This is a genomic window from Arthrobacter sp. Y3225116, assembly GCF_059091245.1.
In genome coordinates this window covers 1-5,088 of record NZ_JBNHGL010000204.1, presented here as the reverse complement: position 1 = coordinate 5,088, position 5,088 = coordinate 1, and the positions used below count along the sequence as shown (strand labels likewise).

The 5,088-nt window shown below is 68.1% G+C and carries 4 protein-coding genes; 2 read left to right on the top strand and 2 right to left on the bottom strand.

What is annotated here, in order from left to right; all coding sequences use genetic code 11:
* Both AC5RV2_RS14365 and AC5RV2_RS14360 read left to right on the top strand, forming a co-directional pair.
* The coding region (locus tag AC5RV2_RS14365) for a P-loop NTPase family protein (RefSeq protein WP_494092891.1) at positions 1-377 on the top strand (377 nt) is incomplete at its 5' end.
* A 156-nt stretch (positions 378-533) separates the two neighbouring features.
* The gene (locus AC5RV2_RS14360) at positions 534-674 is read left to right on the top strand and encodes a hypothetical protein (RefSeq protein ID WP_494001544.1); all 141 of its coding nucleotides are present in this window, start codon (positions 534-536) and stop codon (positions 672-674) included.
* 51 nt (positions 675-725) lie between these two features.
* On the opposite strand, the gene AC5RV2_RS14355 is transcribed toward AC5RV2_RS14360, so the two are convergent.
* A complete protein-coding gene (locus AC5RV2_RS14355) occupies positions 726-4,148 on the bottom strand; it encodes a DEAD/DEAH box helicase (RefSeq protein WP_494092890.1) in 3,423 nt (1,140 codons plus the stop codon).
* A gap of 111 nt (positions 4,149-4,259) precedes the next feature.
* Positions 4,260-4,688, bottom strand: coding sequence for a DoxX family protein (locus tag AC5RV2_RS14350; protein WP_494092889.1), 429 nt, complete (start codon positions 4,686-4,688; stop codon positions 4,260-4,262).
* Positions 4,689-5,088: the final 400 nt, after the last annotated feature.

The following is a 5,088-nucleotide window of genomic DNA, read 5'->3' as shown; positions in this document are numbered from 1 at the left end:
CCGACCTCCCGCCGGACGAGGGAGCGGCGGCTCTGAAGCGCGTCGGCCTCGCCGGCCGCATCGGGCAATTGGAGCGTGGCGAGGACACCCAGCTCAAGCGCGGCGGCGAACCGTTGACCACCTCCGAGCTGGCCCGGCTGATGCTGGCGAGGGCCTCGCTGGGCGATCCGCCGCTGCTGGTCTTGAACCGGCTCGACGCCGATTTGGACCGGCAGGGGATCGACATGCTGTCGGAATTCATCCGGGACTACCCTGGAGTGGTGGTGTTCGCCTCCGACCACCCGGACGCGCTCGGCGTGGAGTACACGGACTGGAACATAGACTGCGCCCACGCGGGCCTGGACCTGGTCTGGCGCCGGCATGCCGGAGGCAGGTGACGGCCGGTGGAGGAAACACCTGGCGGGAGCGAAGCGCCGGCGGCCCCGCGCCTTCCATGGGAAGGGCCGGGCGGGCGCCCACCCGGGTGCCGGGCGTGAGCGGAAGCACCACGCCGCATCCCGGGGTGCCCGGGCGGGCGGGGATATCTTTAGTCCGTGGTCAAAGTTGTGGGAATCATTCAGCCGGTGGAAACCAAGGAGCTGTCGGCCGAGGGTGATACGTATGCCGAAGCCAAGGCCGCGATCGAAGCGCAGGTGCCCGAAGGCTGGCGGCTGCTGCAGATCAAGACGCAGTAGGCACTGAGGCGCTCAAGACGCAGTAGGCACCAAGGCGCTGCCGGGGGCCGGCTACTCGCCGAACAGCCCGCGGATGTCGGTGGCGGTGAGCTTGGAGGAGAACATCGCATCGTCTTCGAGCACCGAGGCGATCAGTTTGGCCTTGCGTTCCTTCAGGGCCATAACCTTCTCTTCGATCGTCCCGCGGGCCACCATCCGGTAGACCATGACGTTCTTGGTCTGGCCGATCCGGTGCGTGCGGTCCACCGCCTGGGCCTCGGTCGCCGGATTCCACCAGGGGTCCAGCAGGAAACAGTAGTCGGCCTCGGTGAGGTTCAGGCCGAAGCCGCCGGCCTTGAGGCTGATCAGGAACACCGGCGCATTGCCGTTCTTGAACGTGTCGATGACGTCGGCGCGGCGGCGGGTGGAGCCGTCCAGGTAGCAGTATTCGATGCCGGCCGCGTCCAACTGCTGGGCGGTCTTCTTCAGGTAGCTCGTGAACTGGCTGAAGATCAGCGCCCGATGCCCCTCGCCGAGGACGTCTTCGAGTTGCTCGAACAGGACGCCCAGCTTGCTGGAGGGGACCGACGAGTATTTCGGATCCACCAGCGAGGGATCCAGGCTCAAGAGCCGCAACAGGGTCAGCGACTGGAAGATCGTGAACCGGTTCTTGTCCATGTCCTCGACCAGCCGCAGCACCTTCTGCCGTTCGCGCTGTAGGTGCGTGTCGTAGATCCGCCGGTGCTTGGGCGTCAGCTCCACCTCGAGGATCTGCTCCTGCTTTTCGGGCAGGTCGTCGGCCACGGCCTCCTTGCTGCGGCGCATCATCAGCGGTTTGATCCGGTGGCGCAGTTTCTGCAGCAGCTCCTTGTCCTGGCTGCGTTCGATCGGCCGCTGGTACTGGTCCACAAACCGGACCGCGGACGGGAAGAGCCCGGGCGCGACGATGGAGAAGATGGACCAGAGCTCCATGAGGTTGTTCTCCATGGGCGTGCCGGTGATGGCCATCTTGAAAGGCGCGTGCAGGTCGCGGGCGCACTGATGGACCTTGGTGGCGCGGTTTTTGACGAACTGGGCTTCATCCAGGATCAGCCCGGCCCAGTCCATCTCCTTGTAGGTGTCGAAATCCAGTCGGAACAGCGTGTAGGACGTGACGATGACGTCGGTGTCCGCCGCGATCTCGGACAGCGGCCGGCCGCGGCCCTGGGTGTCGGTGATGCTCTCGACCCGGAGGTCTGGGGCGAAGCGCCGGCTCTCGTTGACCCAGTTGGACACCACCGAGGTGGGTGCCACGACCAGGAACGGCCGGGCGGTGGCCGGGTCGCCCTGCTGTTTGGCATGCAGCAGCAGGGCCAGGGTCTGCAGCGTCTTGCCGAGTCCCATGTCGTCCGCCAGCACGCCGCCCAACCGGTGCCGCCAGAGGAAGGCGAGCCAGTTGAAGCCTTCGGCCTGGTAGGGGCGGAGGTCGGCGTGCAGGCCGGCCGGCAGCGGGGTCTGCTCGACTGTTTCCAGTTCCAGCAGCCCCTGCACCGATTCGCGCCAGGTACGCGCCTGCACCGTTTCGGTGGCGACTTCCTCCAGGTCCTCCCAGAGGGACGCCTGGTAGCGGCTGATCTGCAGCTGTTCGCCCGATTCCCGGTCCTGCATGTGGCGGGCTTCGTCCACGAGCTGGCGGAGCCGGTCGAAGACCGGCTGCTCCAACGACAGGTAGGACTTGTCCACCAGCAACAGCCGCGTCTGGCCGCGGGCCAGGGCCTTGAAGATGTTCCCGAACGGGACGGTGCGGCCGGCCACGCGGACCATGACGCCCAGGTCGAACCAGTCGCTCTCGTCGGTCTCCACCGTGCTGATGGTCAGCTCGGGTGCCTCGGTGAGTTCCTGGTAGTCGGGTTTGTCGCCGACAACATCCACGCGCACGCCGTCGACCTGTTCGAGCGCCGGCAGCGCGTAGCGGGTGAAATCCACGGTGGCCATGTCCCGGAGGGTGCGCGCCGCCGTCGTGCCCACGCCCGGCACCGCCGCGGCCGCCTCCAGCAGGTCCTGCTCGGCCGGCAGGTCGCGGTAGTGGCTGCCGTCGGGCTGCTCATCGACCGGCAGGCGCAGCGGCTTGTCCCCGTGGCGGTACTCGAGGTGCCAGCCGAGCTGCAGCACGTTGCCCTTGCGGTAGGAGGCGGTCAGCACGAGCTCCGGGGGGACGATCTCCGGGAAGCTCACCGAACCGTCGCTGCTGACGACGGCGATGCGCTGGCTGAGCACGGGGTAGTAGCGCTCCATGAACTGCTCGACGTCGGCGGCCGGCACCTTCAGCGGGGTGCCGGAGAGCAGCAGGTTCGCTTCCTGGTCGGTCACCGGATGCCCGGTCGGGGCCAGCGTGATGACGGTCTGTCCGTCGACGGCGTAGTGGTAGACGCCGTGCGTGCCGACGATGCCCGCCGTCCCGGTGGGCAGTTCCCGCCCGTCGATCCGCAGCGACGGGGTGAGGACCAGGTCCGCGGTCGCCGGCCCGGTCTCCCCGCCGGTTTCCGGGCTGGGGGCTTCCGCCGCGGGGGCGTCAGCGGAAGCGTCGGCCGGCCCGTCCCGGTGGGCGTCCAGACCGATGACGGCCTGTTCCCGGACCTCGACGACGGTGTCCGCCTTGGCGCCGATCAGGGCGATGCCCAGCCGCTTGGCCTCGGCGAAGAGTTCCCACAAGAGCGGGCTGCTGAACTCGTCCAGGAAAAGCCAATCGTTGTCTTCGCCGAAGTAGGTGAGGCCGGTGGCCCGGTGCAGCGGCGCGAACTGGCTGAACCAGCGGTGCTGTTCGGGGTCCAGCGGCAGGCCATAAGTCTTGTAGCTGATGGTGTTCCAGCGCAGCTTGCTGCGGATCCACCGCCCGGTCTCGTTCTGCAGCACCGGACGGACCCCGACGCGCAGCCGGTTCCCGGCCCTGCGCGTCCAGTTCGGGCCCGGCGCGGAGGCCTGCGGCAGGGAGAGGCCCGAGGGGCGGTACTGGCGGTCCTGCCGGCGTCCGGGTTCCAGGAGCTCGAACTGAAGTCCCAGCGGAGCCGTACTTTTCGCCTTGGCCTTCGACGGCTTGCCGGTGTCCTGCCGGCTGGGGTCCGGCGTGCCGCCGATGAGCCCCTCCAACGAATCTTGCCAGCCGGCCGGTTCCGGTTCCGGCTCGCGCGCGAAGGCCTGGCTGGAGATGACGTGCTGGCTGTTGCTGGCCAAGAGCACGGCGGCCACGTGCTTGCAGTCGTCGCCCACCGGGCAACTGCAGGATGACGATGCCGGGCGCCACTGCCCGCCCTTGCCGGTTTCCAAGTAGATCCGGCAGCGGTACGGCAGGGCGGCGGTGCCTATGACCTTGGCGGTCAGCAGCCGGACGGAGGGGTCCCAGACTGGTTCTGCAACGGAGCCATCGGAGGCGTAGATTTTGCCGCGGGCAAAGGCGGCGCCGCCCACCAACCGGATGATTTCGCTGACGTCAACCAGCGGAAAAGTGAGAGCGGCCATGGCTTCCATCATCTCACGCTGGAAGCGGCGTCCGGCACCTGCCGCTGGCGTTGTGGACGGGGGAGGACGACGGCGAGGGGCGCGCTCCGCCGTCGTCCTGCGCCGTGGAAGCTACAGGGTCCTGAAGACCTTCGGCTTCTTGTCCTTGGTGTCGAGGATCAGCGCCAGCGCGATGCCGAGCAGCCAGACGTCCTTGGCCAAGGGAGTGCCCTCGGAGCTGGGGCGGACGCCGCCTTCGGTGGTCATGTGGGGGGTGTTGAAGTACATGGCCAGCATTGAACCGGAGAAGGCGGTCAAGCCCAGGCCGGCCAGCCGGCTGGGCACGAACGGCAGCAGCAGGGCCGCGCCGAGGGCGATCTCGCCGTACGCGAGCAGTTTGCCGAACTTCTCGGGGTCCATTTCCTGCAACTGGGGGATCGCGCGGCTGCCCATCTCCTGCATGGCCGCGGCACTGTCCCTGTCCAGCTTCCGCTTGCCCAGGCCGGAGTTGAAGATGAACGCGCCGGTGGACAGGCGCAAGGGGATATGGCTCAGTTTCATCGGATGTCCTTCTCCCGTAGGTGGCTGTCATATTCGAGCCTACGGTCCTGCCGCAGTGTCCGCTAGGGCCCCACGCAGGGTCCGTCAGGGCGGGAGCACGCACGCTGTGGGAAAATTGCCGGGCGCGGTATTTAAGGAACGCTGGGTCCCTAAACCGGCGCTGCCCCTACCTCTTGGCGGCCCGGAGCACGCGTGCCACTGGCCCGCTCCGCAACCGGCGCTGCCCTTCTACTTCTTGGCGGCCCGGATCACGCGTGCCACCGCCCGACCTCCGATCCAGACCAAGGGGATCAGTACGGCGTACAGCGCGACGGTGTTCGGCCGGAACGTGGCGGGTCCGCTGCCGTGGCCGATGTAGGCGCCGAGCGGAACAGCGCCACCGCCGCCGCCACCGCCGGCG